Source organism: Thermoanaerobaculia bacterium (genome assembly GCA_035593605.1).
GTDB lineage: Bacteria > Acidobacteriota > Thermoanaerobaculia > UBA2201 > DAOSWS01 > DAOSWS01.
Genome location: DAOSWS010000006.1, coordinates 22,519 through 39,969 on the forward strand (window position 1 = coordinate 22,519; position 17,451 = coordinate 39,969).

The 17,451-nt window shown below is 52.2% G+C and carries 18 protein-coding genes; 7 read left to right on the forward strand and 11 right to left on the reverse strand.

The genetic code is table 11. The annotated features are described in order from the left end of the window. Positions 1-52: 52 nt before the first annotated feature. Both PLD04_03990 and PLD04_03995 read right to left on the reverse strand, forming a co-directional pair. Complete coding sequence (locus PLD04_03990; protein HXK67479.1) at positions 53-940, reverse strand: DMT family transporter; 888 nt, start codon at positions 938-940, stop codon at positions 53-55. A gap of 87 nt (positions 941-1,027) precedes the next feature. Further along, positions 1,028-3,067 (reverse strand): response regulator, encoded by a 2,040-nt coding sequence (locus tag PLD04_03995; protein HXK67480.1) that lies wholly within the window; start codon positions 3,065-3,067, stop codon positions 1,028-1,030. A gap of 167 nt (positions 3,068-3,234) precedes the next feature. Here PLD04_03995 and PLD04_04000 point away from each other — a divergent pair, with 167 nt between their 5' ends. The 3 genes from PLD04_04000 to PLD04_04010 are packed head-to-tail and all read left to right on the forward strand — an operon-like array spanning position 3,235 to position 6,942. Next, positions 3,235-3,630, forward strand: coding sequence for a response regulator (locus PLD04_04000; GenBank protein ID HXK67481.1), 396 nt, complete (start codon positions 3,235-3,237; stop codon positions 3,628-3,630). Between the two features lie 60 nt (positions 3,631-3,690). After that, positions 3,691-6,450, forward strand: coding sequence for a PAS domain S-box protein (locus tag PLD04_04005; protein ID HXK67482.1), 2,760 nt, complete (start codon positions 3,691-3,693; stop codon positions 6,448-6,450). 42 nt (positions 6,451-6,492) lie between these two features. After that, entirely contained in the window at positions 6,493-6,942 is a 450-nt protein-coding gene (locus tag PLD04_04010) for a DsrE family protein (GenBank protein HXK67483.1), read from the forward strand. 37 nt (positions 6,943-6,979) lie between these two features. Here PLD04_04010 and PLD04_04015 read toward each other — a convergent pair whose 3' ends face one another. Then, on the reverse strand, positions 6,980-7,399 hold the full coding sequence (locus PLD04_04015) for a BLUF domain-containing protein (protein ID HXK67484.1): 420 nt from the start codon (positions 7,397-7,399) through the stop codon (positions 6,980-6,982). 159 nt (positions 7,400-7,558) lie between these two features. On the opposite strand from PLD04_04015, the gene PLD04_04020 reads away from it, so the two are divergent. The 4 genes from PLD04_04020 to PLD04_04035 are packed head-to-tail and all read left to right on the forward strand — an operon-like array spanning position 7,559 to position 10,212. Beyond that, positions 7,559-8,278: a PASTA domain-containing protein gene (locus PLD04_04020; protein ID HXK67485.1), complete on the forward strand. Its 720-nt coding sequence runs from the start codon at positions 7,559-7,561 to the stop codon at positions 8,276-8,278. Next, the gene (gene rpe, locus PLD04_04025) at positions 8,271-8,939 is read left to right on the forward strand and encodes a ribulose-phosphate 3-epimerase (protein ID HXK67486.1); all 669 of its coding nucleotides are present in this window, start codon (positions 8,271-8,273) and stop codon (positions 8,937-8,939) included. Before PLD04_04020 ends, rpe begins: the two co-directional genes overlap by 8 nt. Continuing rightward, the gene (bamD, locus tag PLD04_04030; protein HXK67487.1) at positions 8,936-9,616 is read left to right on the forward strand and encodes an outer membrane protein assembly factor BamD; all 681 of its coding nucleotides are present in this window, start codon (positions 8,936-8,938) and stop codon (positions 9,614-9,616) included. Before rpe ends, bamD begins: the two co-directional genes overlap by 4 nt. Before the next feature lie 29 nt (positions 9,617-9,645). Then, positions 9,646-10,212: a ferritin family protein gene (locus PLD04_04035; protein HXK67488.1), complete on the forward strand. Its 567-nt coding sequence runs from the start codon at positions 9,646-9,648 to the stop codon at positions 10,210-10,212. 2 nt (positions 10,213-10,214) lie between these two features. On the opposite strand, the gene PLD04_04040 is transcribed toward PLD04_04035, so the two are convergent. Genes PLD04_04040 through PLD04_04075 form a run of 8 tightly spaced genes read right to left on the reverse strand, consistent with a single transcriptional unit; the run spans position 10,215 to position 17,419 of the window. Next, on the reverse strand, positions 10,215-10,997 hold the full coding sequence (locus tag PLD04_04040; protein HXK67489.1) for a hypothetical protein: 783 nt from the start codon (positions 10,995-10,997) through the stop codon (positions 10,215-10,217). Then, a complete protein-coding gene (locus PLD04_04045; protein ID HXK67490.1) occupies positions 10,994-12,187 on the reverse strand; it encodes a hypothetical protein in 1,194 nt (397 codons plus the stop codon). Before PLD04_04045 ends, PLD04_04040 begins: the two co-directional genes overlap by 4 nt. Positions 12,188-12,190: 3 nt before the next feature. Next, entirely contained in the window at positions 12,191-12,988 is a 798-nt protein-coding gene (gene ccsA / locus PLD04_04050) for a cytochrome c biogenesis protein CcsA (GenBank protein ID HXK67491.1), read from the reverse strand. Further along, positions 12,975-14,219: a cytochrome c biogenesis protein ResB gene (locus tag PLD04_04055; GenBank protein HXK67492.1), complete on the reverse strand. Its 1,245-nt coding sequence runs from the start codon at positions 14,217-14,219 to the stop codon at positions 12,975-12,977. The genes ccsA and PLD04_04055 overlap by 14 nt, the downstream gene beginning before the upstream one ends. After that, positions 14,216-14,728: a hypothetical protein gene (locus PLD04_04060; protein HXK67493.1), complete on the reverse strand. Its 513-nt coding sequence runs from the start codon at positions 14,726-14,728 to the stop codon at positions 14,216-14,218. The genes PLD04_04055 and PLD04_04060 overlap by 4 nt, the downstream gene beginning before the upstream one ends. After that, a complete protein-coding gene (locus tag PLD04_04065) occupies positions 14,725-15,600 on the reverse strand; it encodes a hypothetical protein (GenBank protein ID HXK67494.1) in 876 nt (291 codons plus the stop codon). Before PLD04_04065 ends, PLD04_04060 begins: the two co-directional genes overlap by 4 nt. Then, a complete protein-coding gene (locus tag PLD04_04070) occupies positions 15,597-16,145 on the reverse strand; it encodes a hypothetical protein (GenBank protein HXK67495.1) in 549 nt (182 codons plus the stop codon). The genes PLD04_04065 and PLD04_04070 overlap by 4 nt, the downstream gene beginning before the upstream one ends. Before the next feature lie 23 nt (positions 16,146-16,168). Further along, positions 16,169-17,419: a rhodanese-like domain-containing protein gene (locus PLD04_04075; GenBank protein HXK67496.1), complete on the reverse strand. Its 1,251-nt coding sequence runs from the start codon at positions 17,417-17,419 to the stop codon at positions 16,169-16,171. Positions 17,420-17,451 lie beyond the last annotated feature (32 nt).

The window sequence follows — 17,451 nt, forward strand, 5'->3', positions numbered from 1 at the left end:
AAGATATACGGTTCCGGGCCGCTCCGAGTAAAGAAATAGGGTGAAAAAATACTCAGGATCGGTTACGGATTGATTTTGAGACAAGAAAAAGCCCCGCGATAATCAGAGCGAACCCCACTCCGTCCCTTATCGACAACCGTTCTCCCAGAGCCAGGAAGGCCATAAGGGCCGCGGCGACGGGCTGAAGCGTGATATAGGTGGCGACCAGCGTAGGTGTCGAATGCTTGACTCCCCATGTATTGAGAAAGTAGTTCAACGTGGATGGGATGACAACGATATAGGCAATTCCTGCCCAACCGAGCGTAGGTACTGTTTCAAAGGGAAAATGGATAATCGTTTTGGAGGTTACGGCAAGGATTCCCAGTCCGCCAAAGAGGTAGGTCCACGTGATGACGGTCAGGGCGGGAAGACGGGTCAGAACGGGCCTGGCAAAGACAAGGAAGAGTGCGTAACTCATGCAATTGACCAGGATAAGAAGGTCCCCAAGAAAGGCCCGATTATTCATGGTCATGTCCGAAATCCGCAGCATGGCAAGGGCTCCGGCAATGGCAAGAATGATACCGAGTATCTTTCCGAGTGAGGTACGCTCGATTCGTAGGAGGATACCAAAGGCCTGGGCAAAAATGGGAATGGAAGGCATCAGGATACCGGCGTGGGTGGCAGAGGTGAGACTCAGCCCCTGAATGTAGAGCAGCTGGTTGGCAAAGACACCGAAGAGACCAAGGAGTGCCAGATAGGGAAGATCTTTTCGCTCCGGGAGAAACGAGCGGCGCCATAACGCCAGGATCATCAGAACCGGAAGAGCAAAGGCAACTCTCAGGCCCGCAACGACGAGGGGGTCAAAGTGTTCCAGAATCGCCTTCCCAAAGACATGGAAGGCGCCAAAGGAAAGCTGCACGAAGCCCAGTGCCAGGTGAACGTGAAGAAGGCGTCTCTCCATAACCGGAATCAGTGAAGCTTTCCTGCTTCTCGATTGAGAGGGTGATTCATCCCCGAAAGAAAAAGAGGATCATCCATCGGGAACATACTAGAGGTCTGCAGCCAGAACGACGCGATTTCGACCGCGGTGTTTTGCGGCATAGAGGGCCTTATCAGCCTCCTCGTTAAGACTTCGTTCATCGGGACAACTGGGAAAGGAAGCAATCCCCGCCGAAAATTCAACGGAAAAGGGTGTCCCATCATACGACTGATGTTTGAGATGTGCAAAACCCAGACGGATATCATCCAGTACCTTATAGGCATTGCTGTCTGTCGTCCCCGGAAGAATGATGGCGAATTCTTCTCCGCCATACCTTCCAATAATGTCCGATTTTCGAAGCCTCTGCTGAAGAAGGCGGGAAAGGCTTTTCAGAACGTTGTCTCCCGTCGTGTGTCCGTAGGTATCGTTGATCGCCTTAAAGTGATCGATGTCGATCATCGCAAAGGAGATCGTTCCCCCTTCCCGTTTGGCCCGCAGGACTTCCTTCGAAAGCTGTTCCTTGATGCTGGTGTGATTATAGAGACCGGTGAGACCGTCCCGTACCATGAAGGATCGAAGCATTCTCGATCGATACCCTCTGGAGTTGACGACGGAAAGGAGATGGTTGGGTTCGATGGGCTTGATCAGAAAGTCGTCGGCTCCCATCTTCATGGCCTGAAGCTGTTTTTCCAGCTCTGTTTCAGAAGAAAGAAAGACAATGGGCACGCCGACATAGTCTTCCATCTGCCGAATCGCGGAAGCCAGATCCATTCCGCTGCAAGTGGGCATGTAAAGATCCATAAGGATAAGGTCGGCTCGAAAATCTACCAGATGGAGCAGGATATCAATGGGATCATTGACAATGCTCGTTTCGATTCCTGCCTGTTTGAGAATCAGGGAGTAGGTCCGGGAAAGATCCTGATCGTCATCTACAATGAGAACGCGCAGAGGATCGGGACTCTGGTGTCCCAGCAGAAGTTCCAGTTTCTCAATCAGCTTACTCACGTCCACGGGCTTCGTGAAAAAGGCATCGCCCCCGAGTCTGCAGGCACTCAGACGGGACTGTATATCTCCCCGTGCGGAGAGTATGATGAAGGGAAAGCGGGAGCGCCATATTTCAAGCAGGCTGTCCATCTCTATTCCGTGTTCCGGCGTATCCCGCAAATAGTCCAGGTTCATGACCAGGGCCGCAGGGAGGCTGGCACTCAGGGCTTCCCGAAGCTTGTCGGCCCGGGTAAAGGCGCGGATCGTATATCCGAAGTACCCGATTTGAAGAGCAAGGTCCTCTGCAATCAGAGGGTCGTTTTCAACAAGGTAAATTAACCGGGATTCACGCTCGGAGCTTTCTTCGACATGCTCAGGAACAGAATCCACGACCGTCGCGGCCGCCGCGGTCTTCTTTTCCTGGGCCAGCTCCTTCAGCACTTCAATGAAGGCGGAGACTTTGTTCTGATCCTTGAAACGCAGAAAATTACCCGAAGAAAGGCTGGACCAGAGCATGACATCCATTCGGCTTGCGGTTTCGCTCACATCGCTCAGGCCGAAGGTCGCGCTGGAGCCGGTCAATTTATGAACAAGGATATGGAGAGCCTTGAAGACTTCGCCCACCTCACGCTCGATGAGGACCTGTTGCCAGTGCTGATCAATTTCGTGAATTTTTTCCGGAAGATGACGTAAGTAGTCTCTTCGAAGATCCTCAATCTGCTGGCGAATCGACTCGATGGCCCGGTCATCGGAAGGTGACGGAGCCTGTGTCAGATTTTGAATCTTGTTCCAGAGTCCCATCAGTTCAATGGGCTTCTCAATAAAGTCATCCGCACCCGAACGCCTTGCATCGATCCGATATTTGGATTTTTTGTAGACTCCCGTCATCAGGATGATCGGTATATTCTTCAAGGATGCATTTCTCTTAACCCGATCACAGAGATCCATACCGTGCAGACCTGGAAGAAGAAGGTCACAGAGAACCAGGTCGGGATGTTCCTTTTCTATCGTTTTCAGTCCGGTCAACCCGTCATGTTCAACGGAAACTCTGAACCCCTTCTGCTCCAGAAAGACCTGGACAAGGTTCGTGATTTTGGGGTCGTCATCGATGACAACAACGTTCAAGAAAACCTCCTCAATTTCTCCTCATTGTAACAGAGATAGAGCATCCTCCATTCCTTCATTGAGGGGGCTCAGTCGAGTGTGCTATAGTGATTTGAAGATGCGAACAGAATCAGAGGCTTGTACCTTGATCCGGTCAGCAACCATGTCAGGATGATGGGTTTAACCGTATGATACTGAAACGAATTCTCTATGTCGAGGACGATCCGGAAATCCAGAAGATCGCCTGTCTGACCCTTGAGCGAATCGGCGGGTTTACCGTTGAGCTCTGTGGTTCGGGGGAAGAGGCGGTCCGGCGGGCCCCTGAGTTCCTTCCTGACGTCATTCTCATGGATGTTTTAATGCCGGGAATGGATGGTCTGACCACCCTTCGAGCCCTTCGGGCCCTTCCTCAAACTGCTCACATACCGGTGATTTTTCTGACAGCCATGGCCCAGGTTCATGAAGTCGAACATTACCGCAATCAGGGTGCGGCCGATGTGATTACCAAACCCTTTGACCCGATCCAGCTTCCCGGCCTGATCCGAGCAATCTGGGAGCAGGCAACGGCTTTGCACCGGGAATGACAGTGATTCCGAAGAACACATTTCCACCTGAGAGATGGAACTAATCCAGACTCCTCCACCATGGTGACACATCGACGAACGATTCACGTCCTGCTTATCGATTCCAGCAAAGAAGATTATTCAACCATCCAGAATCTTCTTTCTACCATACGCCGGGAACGATTTGATCTGACCTGGGCACAGACTCTTGAAAAGGCCCGGGACCATCTGGAACAGGAAAGACCGGACATCATCCTTCTGGATCTTTCACGCCGGCAATTCATTGATGAGAACGCCTTTCAGAGTATTCAGTTTTTCGCGTCCAAAATTCCGGTCATTGTCATCATCGACCCTGACGATGAGACCATGGCCATGGAGGCGGTTCTGGGAGGAGCTCAGGGACATCTTGTCCTGTCCCACATCAACAGTAACCTGCTGGTTCTTGCGATCGTCAGTGCCATAGAAAGAAAGTGGACCGAGGAGGCTCTTCACCACCTTCTGGATCTAGAGAAACTCATGACGCTGATTTCGACCCACTTTATTAACGTTGGACAGCGTGAGATCGAATCCGCGATTGCAAGAACTCTCGAAACGATTGGAAAGTTCAGCCAGGTGGATCGATGCTATATCTACCTCTTCAGTGAAAACCTTCAGACTCTTACCCTTTCTCACCAGTGGGCCATGCCCGATCTTCCCCTTCGCCGTGCCCAGGGAACTCCGATCGTCATGGAAATGATTCCCGAAACATCAAAACTCTTTCTTTCCGGGAACCCCTTGAACATTGCGGCTCCTGGCGATATCCTCCCCGAGATCAAGCATGAACTTGTGGTCATGGGGGCGGAGGATGCCAGGTCCACAATCGCCGTTCCCATGAAGTACGGGGAGACCGTCGTTGGATGTGTGGGGCTCGATTCGATCCGATCCCCTCGAAGGTGGGGAGAAGAGGATTTCAACCTTCTGACCATGGTCGGGGAAATCTTTGCCAACACACTCGGCCGCATGAGGGTGGAACAGCAGTTGCACCTTCTCACGACGGCCCTTCAGGTCGCCGCTCACGGTGTGGTGATCACCGATGAGAAGGGGCTTTTCCAGTGGGTAAACCAGGCCTTCACCAAACTTACAGGATATGAGCCCGAAGAGGTGATTGGGCAGTCCGCAAGGATTTTGAAATCGGGCCATCACGACGATGCTTTTTACGCAGATATCTGGAAAACCGTGACATCCGGAAAAACGTGGCTTGGGGAAATCGTCAATCGGAGAAAGGATGGCTCTCTCTATACCGAGGAGCAGACGATCACCCCCGTAAAGCAGGCCGGCTATCGGATTACGCATTTTATCGCCATCAAACAGGACATCACGGAGAGGAAGATTGCCGAGGAAACGTTAAAAAAGAGTGAGGAACGTTATCGCAGTCTCTTTGAAAACGCCGTTCTGGGTATCTACCAGACCACCCCGGATGGAAAGATCATTGCCGCAAATCCTGCTCTTATCAAGATGCTCGGTTTTTCGTCCTTTGAGGAGATGGCGTTCTTAGGTCTGGACGCCACCGGATATTCCGATGCACAAACCCGGAAACTTTTCCAGGAAATCATGGAGAAAGACGGAAGTCTTCAGGGCTTCGAGACGGTCTGGAGGCGTAAGGACGGTTCTCAGCTCTATATCCGGGAAAGCGCAACAGCGATCAAAAACAGGGAAGGGCGGGTCCTCTATTACGAGGGCGTGGTCGAAGATATCACGGAAACACGGCGGGCAACGATGGAAACTGCCCGGATCGCCTCGGAACTGGCCCAGCTTATTGATACAGCCAATGCTCCAATCTTTGGAATTGATGCCTCAGGCAGGATCAACGAATGGAACCAGGCGGCCGCCACGTTGACCAACATTTCAAAATCGAACGCCCTGGGAAAGGATCTCCTGCGAAATTTCATCCCGACTCATCACAGAGACAAGGTTCAGGAGGTACTCAGAAAGTCGCTGGAAGGGCGATCAACCTCCAATTTTGAGCTCCCCATTCTGACTCGTGATGGAAGACATGCCGTTGTCCTTCTGAACGCCACGCCGAGACGGGACTGCGAAGGAATGATCGTCGGCGTCATAGGCGTGGGGCAGGATATTACCGCCCGAAAAGAAGTCGAACGGATGAAGGATGAATTTGTCTCCATCGTAAGTCACGAACTGAGAACACCCCTCACGTCGATCCATGGATCTCTTGGTCTCCTGGCCGAGGGACTGGCCGGAGATCTTCCCGCTGAAGCAAGGGAGCTGATCTCGATCGCTTTGAATTCGAGCCGTCGACTGGTTCTGCTCACCAACGACATTCTGGATATTCAGCAGATTGAATCAGGCAGTATGGTGTACAACTTTCGCGCGGTCGATCTTACGGCCCTTGTTGTTCAGTCTCTCTCGGCCATTCGGGATTATGGCAACCAGTTCACCGTGTCCTTTGACCTGGTCGACCAACCCGGACCGATCTGGATCCATGCCGATCCGGATAGAATCAGCCAGGTCATGACCAATCTCCTCTCCAATGCCGCAAAATTTTCGCCGCCGGGTGATACCGTACGGGTGACCATCACAGTAAAACAGGAATCCGTTCGGGTCTCGGTCTCCGATCACGGAAGCGGCATCCCTAAGGAGTTTCAGGATCGGATCTTCGAAAAGTTTGCCCGTGTGCGGATGAGTCGAAGCCGTCAACGGGGAGGCACAGGGCTGGGTCTCAATATCTGCAAAGCAATTGTTGAGCGCCATGGAGGAACCATCTCTTTCGAGTCCGAAGTGAATGTGGGGACAACCTTTTTCTTTGAGCTGCCCCGTGAGATGAACGATGCCGCAGCTCCGTAAACCGAATCTTTCAGGTGATTTTAAGAACCAAAGGAGGAAAAAATGAGGGGCTTACGATGCTGGCTGTTCGTAGGATCGCTGGTACTGATTCTGGTTGGATGCAAGTGCAGGGAAGAAGGAAAACCGGAACCAATCCCGAGGGATGGGGTCTTCATTCATATTTCACACGGAGCCGAAGATCCTCATCGGGTCCTTATGGGGTTGAACATGGCGATCAAAATGGCGGAGAGCCACGATGTCGCGGTCTATTTTGATATCAAGGGCGTCGAAGTGGTTCTCCGGGATGCCCATGATCTCTTCATGGAACCCTTCCCATCGTCAAAGGAGGCTCTCTCCACCCTCATGGAAAAGGGAGTCATGGTGTGCGCGTGTCCGGGATGCCTTCAGGCGGCGGGCAAAAGTTCCGAGGATCTGGCAGAAGGCATTCACGTGGCCAATAAAGACCATTTCTTTTCCTTTACAAAGGGGAGAATTTTGACACTGGACTACTAAATGATGCCGTAGATTTCCACGGCGTCACCAGGTTGGATCAGTTGGTGAGCTCGTTCCAGGCGGAGCGTTCAAGGACTCCGAGAAGATCATCGGCGGATTTCCTGAGCGTCATGACCGTTTCCAGGAGGGCTCGCAGGGGTTCAAGCCGGGTGTTCGTCATTTCATTCAGATCGATTTTTTTCATCGACCAGTCCGGGAAGAGGCGATCGTGGATTCCCGATTCGATACTTAACGGAAGGACATCACGATGGCGATCGTCCTGCATGATCTTTTCCCAGAGCCCATCGATCGCTTCATCGGGGCCTTCAATTACCTGGAAAAATATTCCTCCGGCGGTCATAAGGAAACCCGACACATGAAGCTTTCGGTTGTTTTCCTCGGAAATTCGGACCAGATCGTCCAGGTCTTGGGTGGTCATGGGTTGAGCAAACCTGCTGAGGTACTTGATTCGTTTCATGGGTTGGAAAACGGGGAAATTCGAATGAAAATTCCACAAGTCGAATCGGAGCTCCACTCCCCGGACAGAGGAGGAGCATCCCTGAATCCCCGGATTCCATCTGTTAGATTTCATCAGATTTCATTGCGAACGGGGTGAGTTCGTGCTAGAGTGACAACGATGTTTCGAAAATTGGTCTACCTGGTATTCGCTTCGATTCTTTTTGCCGTGACCTTCTGGTTCGGTTTCACGTGGACCCTGCACACCGGGCGGACGCGGGTGCCGGACCTTGTAGGGATTCCGCTGGATCGGGCGGAGCAGGCCCTCAAGGAAATCGGACTGGTACTGGTTCTGGATACGGGCCTTGCAACACCTTCGGATTCAATTCCCGGAGGAGCCGTGGCGGCCCAGGACCCCAAGGGGGGCCGACAGGCGGTCCGGGGATCCGAGGTTAGGGTTGGCCTCAGTCTTGGACTCCAGCAAATCGCGGTTCCTGATCTTAAGGGAAAAAATGTCCAGGAGGCCAAATTTATTCTTATGAAGCAGCAGCTGCGGATCGATTCCATTGCGCAAATGCCTTTTCCCGGTGACCCCGGCCGAATCATTGCACACTTTCCCTCCGAAGGCACGCTTGTCTCGAGGGATACGCCGGTTCAGATTCTTGTGGCCTCTCCAACTCCCGTGCAGGCTTATGTCATGCCCAACTGTCTGGGAAAAAACCTGGAACCGGTTCGACGTGCCTTTGAAATTCGCGGAATTACGATCTCCGGTGTCCGAGAGAAATCCATGGAAGCCTATCCGGAAGGTATCATCCTCCACCAGTTCCCCCTTCCCGGTCACCCCGTTCGTCCCGGAGATGTGGTCTCCTTCACCGTAAATACAGGAGGATCGAATGGCTGAACATCCCCTGATTGCTCCCTCGATTCTCTCGGCTGACTTTGCCCGTCTCGGTAACGACCTCGAACGAATGGCCCGTGCCGGAGCCTCCCTGATCCATGTCGATGTCATGGATGGAGTTTTTGTACCCAACATCACGATCGGTCCTCCGGTGGTTCGAGCCCTGAAACAGAGTACCGAAGTACCTCTGGATGTCCATCTCATGATTGTTCACCCTCAGAATTTTATCGATGCCTTTGCCGATGCCGGGACCTCATGGCTTACGGTGCACGTCGAAGCGGAGTCCCACCTCCATCGTTGTCTGGACCACATCCGTAAGAGGGGAATGAAGGCCGGAGTATCTCTGAATCCGGGAACAGCTCTTTCTGTGCTCGATGGATGTTTGCCTTACGTGGACCTGGTCCTTTTGATGTCGGTAAATCCAGGGTTTGGTGGTCAGTCCTTTATCCCGGAATCAATGGATCGAATCCGGGAACTGGCAGAACGCCGCGCCGGCCATGGGCTCGATTTTCTCATCTCCGTCGATGGAGGCGTAAACCTGGATAACGCTCCCGATCTGGTCCGATGCGGGGCGGATGTCCTCGTGGCTGGAAATGCTATTTTTGGAAGTACCCATCCGGAGGACACTCTCCGTCAATTTATGTCCATCAGGAGGACTCTGTGAAGACGATCGTATGGGCGATAGCCTTGATTTCTCTCATGACAGCCTGCAAAACCACAGACAGGGAACAGGAAATTCTAAACCAGATCACCAACCTCTCCTCCGAAGAGATCCTGGAGCAGGGCGATGCACTCATGGCACAGCAAAATTACGAGGATGCGAGGGTCTATTACCGGTTCATCTATGAAAACTTTCCCAACAGCCCCCAGAGCACCAAGGCCCTGATCGGGCTGGCTGACAGTCTCTATCAGGAAGGCGGTCTGGACAACATCGTGCAGGCTTTTTTCCGATATCAGGATTTCTATAACCGATTCCCCCAGGCGGCAGAAGCCGAAGAAGCTCTCTACATGATGGGAGTCACAACCCTGTATCAGAAGCTGAAACCGACGCTCGATACACAGAAAACGCGGGAAGCGATGACCTATTTTTCCCGGTACGAAGAGATGTTTCCCGACGGTAAATATCTGAAGGAAGCCCGGGCATCGTTCAATGAATGCAAGGAAGTCCTTGCACGGCACGAATACGAAGTCGCCTACTTCTATTTCCGAAGGAAGGCCTTCGAGTCTTCTCTTGAACGACTGAACTTTCTTTACAAATCCTATCCAACGACTGAAGCGGCAAAAGACGGTAAGATCCTGGAAGAAACGGTTCAGAAGGCACTGGCGGAAAGGGAAAAATAGCTGTCTCTCATCAAGCAGGGGGGGAAACCATGACAACCATCGAGACCCGGTTTACTGGCGCGGAAATCTTCAACATCGCGATTCAGATGGAGCAAGCGGGGGCAACCTTTTACAGTGAGGCCGCCGTCAATTCCCAGGACGTAAAAGTTGCAAAATTTCTGGACCAGATGTCTGAAATGGAGCTGAAGCACCTGCACCGTTTCGAGGAGTTGAAAGACTGCTTCCATCAGCATGTCGCGGGAAAACCATCAGAAAAATCTGAGCTTATCTCCGATTACCTCCAATCCTGGCTGGAGGGCCATGTCTTTAAATCGGGAGAAAGGATGGAGGCCTTTTTCACGGAACATCCATCTCTTGAGGAGACGCTCTGGAAGGCCGTCGGGATGGAGAAAGATTCCATCTCGTTCTATCATGGACTTCGGGAATATGCCACAACCGAACAGGACCGTAAGGTGATCAGCCGGATTATCGAGGAAGAGCTGATGCACGTTGTGGCCCTGGGAAAGCTCCTCACTTCCATTCGTAACAGGGAAAAACAGGTCGCCATCGAAGACCTTCTCCGGTACCTCGACGAATCCCCCACCTGCAAAGCGTAATACTATTTCGGCAAAATGTGCATCCTGAGGTCGATATCCAGGATGTGGTAGGAGCTCCAGGCAGGAAAGATCAATATCAATCGATAGGCCAGCACCAGGAGAACGAGCACAAAGAGGGCCCAGAGGGCCATTTTCCGGGAAGACCACTGACGGAAGGTTCCCATGTGAATCAGAGTGGCCAGAGCCAGCCAGACGGCGAGATTCATGGATTCGATTGGATCGAAGGACCAGGCTTTCCCGAAGAGAAGGAATCGGTAAAAACTACCTGATATGATCATCAGGGAATCCATGCAAAAGAGGGCAAGAAGATCACGGCGGAGGGGAAACTCACGCCTGGAGAGAAGCATGACAGCATCCGCAAGAACCACCAGGGCAACCCCAAAGGTGACAAAGGCCGCCAGCGCGTGGATGTGAACCCAGAATCCCCTCTCGGAAATCGTGAGCGCCCACAGGTTTGAACTGTACCGACTTCCATGGAAAAGAAGGACTGCGGCAACGGGGGGGAAAACTGCGAGGTACGGCCGCCGGGCATAATAATCCATCACAAGAAGAATAGCTCCACCAAAAGCACAGAGTGAAAGGGCGCTTTCGTACGCTCCAAACATCGGGAGATGGCCGGCGATCCACCATCGGATGGCCCATAGAGCCAGAATCATCACGGCTGTAGCTCTCCCAAGCCACAGGCTCACATTCCTGGAACGCAGGACCAGCGTCAACAAGGTCACGACAGCCGATCCGTACATAACGCCCTGATAGAACAGGAGTGTCCAGAGGGGAGGCGTCATGGCTTCAACTCCCGGTGGTTGTAGCCCCGGACTTCCCACCTTCCGTCCCGCAGCGTGACGGAGATCTCCCTTCTGGTCCCTGGAAGACGAAGGATCAGTCCCGCCAACATGAGTAGGAAGGCAAGGAATATGATGGGGATGCCCACATCACTGACCACGGTATACTCCGCCGTCGGGAGAATTTCAAGAAAAGCGATCGACAGTTCTTCGACATCGATCGATTCTCCCAGTTTAACCAGCTGTTTTTTCAAAAAGATCTTTCCGCGGTAAATTTCCACGAGGAAACGCGGATTGCTGATCCGCATGGATTTTGTGGATGGTCCCTCCTTTGCTTCGACGTAATCCGGATAAAGCCGAAGATAAAAGGTATGGGGAAAGGTCTGTGTCTGAAAGTGGCCGACCTGGCCGGGAGGAAAGATCGTTACTTTCACGGCTCCCTGTTCCACAGGAAGACGGCTTCCCCTTGCGGCAAGCAGATAGACGGGTGCATATCCAAAGGAGGAGAGACGAATGGAGGTAAAGGGAGAAAGAAAGGCAGGATTGTTGATGGCAACGCTTCTAAGCCTGCCGTTAATCTTTACGCTTGAGACGAAACGTGTAAAGAGAAGCTCATTTTCCCAGAACTCAGGGTGAATCGATACAACGGAACATTCAAAGGCAGGAAGAGAACGGCGGAGAGGGGCTGGAGGAGAGAGGCTATCATAATTTCCTGGACCTACGGAAAGGGACTCTCCCTGTCCTGCTGAAAATTTCCCTTCAAACCGGGTCAGGTGCGACAGGAGAAATCCCGTTGCCAGGATAAAGAGGGAGCCGTGAAGGAGGAGGGTGCCCAGCGGGGCAAAACGGTTTCGAATCTGAACTCGCGTTTCACCTTCCAATTCGGGAATATCGGAAAGAGGCGGTACGTCGGGAAAGAAATGGATCCACTGGGCTACCGAAGGAAGAAAGACCGCAGATGGAGAGAGAAGAGTAAGATATCCCCGGATTCTTCTCAAAAAGCAGAACAGCGTGTTGGTAAGCAGGAGAACGTAGAGGAGAATAAACGGAGACATGCCCGCGATGGTCTGGACCACCTGCGCAGGGGAACGCGCCCCCCAGATAGCGAGGAAGATGTAGTACAGTGCTCCCGAAACCATAAGGACGACGGAGAGCCTCCATGAAGAGAGCAGGTCGTACAGACGGGTCAGCATCGGTTACCCGACATTAAATACATGGAGGCTCCTGTCCATAACGAAATTCACACCCCAGAAGGAGACCAGAACGGTGACCAGTGCAACAATGAGGATCCAGGCCAGCCGCTTTCCCTTCCACCCCAGTGTCACCCTGAGATGGAGAACCAGTCCATAGAGGAGAAAGGAAATCAGGGACCATGTCTCCACGGGATCCCAGGACCAGTAGGAACCCCAGAGATCCTTTGCCCATATAGAACCTGAAGCAATCATCACTGCATCGGTCACCAGACCCAATGCCGTGAGTCGAAACATCAGTTCATTGAAGTCGTCACGGATATTACCCTGTCGTAGGGCTGCCAGATAGGCTACGGCTACACCTGCAGCAGCAGTAAACGAACCGTAGGCAAGCCAGGCAAAGAAGATATGGATATAGAGCCAGAAGGACTGTAAAGAAGCGACAAATGGTCTTTGAGCCGTATCTGACACGACCGCGAAACCCATGAGCAGAATCACAAAGGGAAGTGTGCCCAAAAGACCGGGAAACCTGCTGCGCTTTCGAAAAAACCATAAGGATACGGCTACGATGACCAGCGTACCGGTAAGAATGTTTTCGTAGTTTCCGATTGTGGGAATGTGCCCCGCCTGGATATAGCGGGAGAAAAAGGCCGCGGTGTGAGATCCGAACCCTGCCCAGAGAGAAAAGCAGGAAAATCGGACCATACGCTCTTTCCTGAAGAGCAGTCCCATAAAACCAAAGCCAAAGGTAATACTGTATAAAAGGACGGCCAGCCAGTACGTCAGGCCTTCAAGGGGTGTCATGATGATCCTTTCGAAGTTCCTCAAGATTTTCGCGAAGATGTTGGGGAAAGTAGTCGCCCCTGAAGTAGAGCATCCCGGATGTAAGAACGAGATCCTGCCTGGGGAAAAAAAAGCGGAAGATCAGGCCGGTAATGGCCAGCATGAATCCCGTGATTAAAATTACCCCCCCCCTCTCATAAATAACCTGAAAGGAAACCCAGGGGACTCGATCCGCAACAAGGAGCGTGAAGACTGGCGTTTGAACGGCATTCCCGGGTTCCAGCGGGATAGTCTTGGAGAATCCCGGACCCTCCACCCTGGCCAGGGGATCCCTGCCCGGATCCAGCAGGAGGGAAAAACCGTCCATGAGGATGACAGGCGGTAAAATTACATCTTCCCCCTTTATCTGGATACCGAAGGTATCCACAAGGTAATCCTGTGCGTTAAAGATTTTGAACACGTAAGCGTCGAAGAGTGTTTGAGGATAAAAGGAAAACCCCAGAAAGTCGCCCGGACAATTGACGGATGCCATTTTAACGATACTGCCACCCCACAGACTGAAGGTCAATTCGGTATCGAGTCGGATGGGTTCGTCCTTGATTTTTTTCGCCTCAACCGAATCGAGTGTAACAGTAAATACCTGATCCGGCGGTGACAGGAGCGGTTTCCGGTGGATATCAATCCATTCTCTTGCAGCAAAGGTAACCGGACGATTTTGCATCAGTTCTACCGTAGCATGATACCGCGTGTAATGGATGAGGACACCTCCGGTCAACAGGAAAAAGAAACTGACGTGAAAGAGCAAAAAACCAAGAGGGGATATTCGGTTTCTTACGAACCAGATTGTACCGGCAACCAGGGGTTTTTCCCTGAATCCCTTCCGAACCAGTTCCGCAGTCAGTCTCTTTCCATCATGATCTCTCATATCTATCGATCGCCAGGCCTCCCATCGTTCCGGCGTCATTCGGACTCTTTTCCAGGTCGTTGAAATAAAACGGATTAGAAAGGCCAGAAGCTGGAGAAAAAAACAGCCAAGCAAGAACAAAAAGAGGGGCGATGTGGGAACGTGCGAAAAACCAAGGGTGATGAGAAAAAAAGCCATCCAGGGCCTTCCCTTTACATTGTCCTGAATGGTTTGACGACCTACTACCTGCTCCTGAGGGATGGTGACATTGATAATCAGGAGAAAGAGGATGAGGGACAGGATCACGGTTGTAATCTTCAACGAGTAAAGACCTTTTCGAGGGTTCATATCGCCGGTTCCATGGCCACAACCTCCCAAGCCCCACCATTCTTTTTCATCAGGTAGCGCCACTGAATGTCAAAGGTCCTGGGCTTCGGGTCGAAGGGTCGGCCCTTGGGATCCCGGTAAAGAAGTCTCCACGATTCCAGAGTAAGAACTGTAACTGTTTGCTTACCCACTTGCCTGACCGATTCGATGGAGCACGACATCAATTCCATGTCCTGGATCACCCCGGCCGATTCTAAATAGGCCAGATCTTCGGCGAGACTTTGCCGTACATTACCGGAAATAGGCATCCTGTCCAAAAACCTGATGTCCCCTTTATAACGGTAGAGGTGCACAAGCAACGTGTTCATCTTTTTCAGGGTCTCCTCTATCCCGGTGGGCACAACCGCTTCCTCCACAGGATTCTCGTTTTGCCCAAGAAAGAAGGGCTCAAAGATCGTCCACTCCTGTGTGATGGAAAAGACCATGAAAACTACGGTGGCACCGAGTAGAATGGCGATGAAATATCTCATACCCGCTCTCGCTCCCGCCATGAACAGGCGGCAAAACCCAGTAAGAAGAACAGAATCAGGATACCGGGCCAGTAAAAGACTTTCCTGCGAATATGTAGAATCACCCAGGGTGCGCCTTTTCCGTATGAAAGCTGAAATCCCTCAAATTCCATCGATGAGCCGGGATGTAGATTTCCTGTTGCAATGATATGTTTCCCCCTCACTACAGAACAGGAGAGGCTCTCCGGAAAGAAAGGAGCCTCTTCTTCATGCGAACGGGAGAGATGATAGTAGAAGCGAAAGGGAAGAACATCATACTCAAAGAAGTCTCTGGGATTTTCAGGATCATCGAGCTTGACAAGAAGCGACTGTTCTCCGCCACCCGGACTCTTAAGGGAGAAAAGGGGAGCATGGTGCATGGAAATCACGGAAAGAGACCAACCCTTGTATGTAATCGTTTTGTTCTTTCCTGCAGTCTGAAACTTACTCTCAGTCTGGAATGTACATTGGTCTCTCGAATTATCCACATCGGTCAGAACCGGAAGTGAATGCGGTGGGCGTCCAAGAAAACCGCATTCGGTCACACGAAAGGCGGAAGGTGAAGCCCCCATCCCCAGAGAGACCGAGGCGGAGCATGTGGTCGCCAGAGTCCACCCAATCCACAGCAGGGCCGTGAAAACAGCAGCATTGAGAAAGAAGCCGCTGAACGATCTTCTGATTCCCTGAAGGATGAGTGCTAAGACGATCAGGGTCAGAGATAGAGAATAGACTAACCAGAAGGGTAGTCCCTGGAAGGTATCATCCACAGGTAGAGGCAGCCATGTTACCCCGGCGAGCAGGAGGGGCAGCGCCGCCGCCAATGCTGGTAAAGGCGATCCAAGCCAGCGTCTCACGAATCCCCCCCCGTCGACACTTCCGGAAAAACGGGGTCCCATCCTTCGATAATCCATCCTTCTGGTGTTCTTCGGCAATCGTAGCGAAAGGAGAGGCGGATTCCGCGAAGTGGCGAACCAGTCTGACCGCCAGCCAGGTTTACGTACCGGTAGGACCATGCTTCTTCGGTAACAACTTCTGCCACATCTCCCCCATCATCCCTGTCAGGTTTGACGGAGACAACCCGAAAGGCGGCAAGGTCATGGACGCAATAGAGAGAGCGGTCCCTCAGATAACCGATATCTTTAAAAATTCTGTGCTTCACCATTTTTGACGCGGGAAGAACGTCGATCATGGCTGGATTGCCGTTGGTGGCGTAAAAATCTTCGTAGATCTTATTAAAAAGTGTAACTGTATCTTCAAGTTCCTTTTTTGCACCCTCACGATTTTCTAATGCAGCGGTCCTGTCTCTCGCTTCCGCCTGCCGGGTCATTCGCATGGACAGGGAGAAGTAAAGAAAAGTGGAGAGAAGTGCAAGGAGCAGCGTGAGAAGGAAGGTTTTCATGGGACAGGCCGATCGATAGGTCTTCAGGGTAGAGGAGGCTGCAATCGCGTAAAGAGTGCAGAATATCCATTCCGGTTCATGATTTCAGCAGCAATTCTGGCTCTCTCCCCCGCCTGGCAGAAGATAATGTAGAGTCCGTCTCTGGGAAGTGTGTCCAGAACGGTAAGAAAGGATTCAAGAGGGCAATGGAGCAGACCCTCTTCGGGTTCCACGCCTAAAAACCGCACATCAATAAAGGTAACTCCGTGCCCCCTTCGATTCCAGTATGTCTGGAGCTCCTCTGGATCCAGTTCCGGAACCGAAGGATCGGGCCGGTAATGAATTGTCGCTTCCCCTGTCGGAACCACGGAGCCGCCTGCCTCTTTCCATCCTGCCATGCCGCCGGTCAGAACGAAGACGGGGTGGCGCGCCCATGCAGGACCGCGGGTTAACCAGGGAAGAGCTTTCTCCGCCGCTAACCGGGCGGAAGGGTCATCGGCTGTCTCGCCGACAAAGATCACCGGTAGAGTGGAAACAAGATCCTTGAAGAACCTGAACGTCAGCTGATCGAACGGAATCCTGGCCGCGCCGGGAAGGGATGTTTGCTTTTCTCCGCTGATGTCCCGTACGTCCACAATGGCAACAGGAACCTGCCTGGCGACAAGGGATGCCAGAAATTTCGGCTCCATTTCGATGTGTTGCCTGTGACTGTCCCATCCAACTTTCCAACCTTCAAGACCGTCTACCAGAATCCTGACATCCGAGTACCCCTGTGCCGTGAGCAGGCGAAGAAGACGGTGGCTTGATTCGTCCCTGGCGTCCGATCCATAGACAACAAGGGGAGTCTCCTTCCCTGCAGGAAGTACGGCATGGTCAGGTGTAAACATCATTACGGGCAGGGAAAGCGCTCCCGGGAGATGGCCGGCGGAAAAATGATCCGCGGACCGGGCATCCAGTACGATCAGGCCCTTTTTATTTCTCATGGTTTCCACGTCTCTTGCGAGGATTGTATACCCGGGATCAATCGACAGGAGCGGTCTCCGCACAACAACCGCCGCGGTTTCCACTCCCCTGCTTTTTCCACTTGTTTCTACCAGAATCGTCTCCCCCTTCGTCAGTTCCGATGCGGCCAGAAAATCCGCCAGCGATGCTGTATCCGGCAGGTAAACTATGACTTCGGATATTCCCGTGTCGATCACGATAAAGGGTCCCGCTGCGACCAGAACGTGTCCCTTTATCTCCTCACCGTATAGTGGGGAAATAAAGAAAGCCAGGAGTAGGATCAAGGATCTCATGTTTCTATGATAGCCCTAATCACAGGATACAG